This window comes from Staphylococcus sp. HMSC063F05 (assembly GCF_001837075.1).
GTDB lineage: Bacteria > Bacillota > Bacilli > Staphylococcales > Staphylococcaceae > Staphylococcus > Staphylococcus epidermidis.
Genome location: NZ_KV831336.1, coordinates 1 through 313, shown reverse-complemented (window position 1 = coordinate 313; position 313 = coordinate 1). Strand labels below are relative to the sequence as shown.

The window sequence follows — 313 nt, the reverse complement described above, 5'->3', positions numbered from 1 at the left end:
TGGAAATAGAAATACTTCATGTTCTTAAACGTTTCAAAGCTATGCTTATTCAAAAAAATGAAACCGTTGTATCAATGCAAGGATACTTAATGAAATCTCTTAAGTCTGAATTCGCTGAAATGCATACGCTTAATAAACGACGTGATCATTTACCCATCACTTCTTTATTTAATTAATAATGATTTATTTAGAGAGCATCTTTAAATAGATGTTCTCTTTTTTTATTAATCAAGTGGTTGCTAAAGCAACCACCTAGACCAAACGAAAGGTAAAGGAGGAGATAACAAAATAACATCAATACAATGTCACAATT

General features: G+C 30.0%; 1 pseudogene. It reads left to right on the top strand.

Annotated features, from left to right (window positions below):
- A pseudogene (locus tag HMPREF2576_RS05700) lies at window positions 1-176 on the top strand (replication protein); the annotation flags it as partial.
- Window positions 177-313 lie beyond the last annotated feature (137 nt).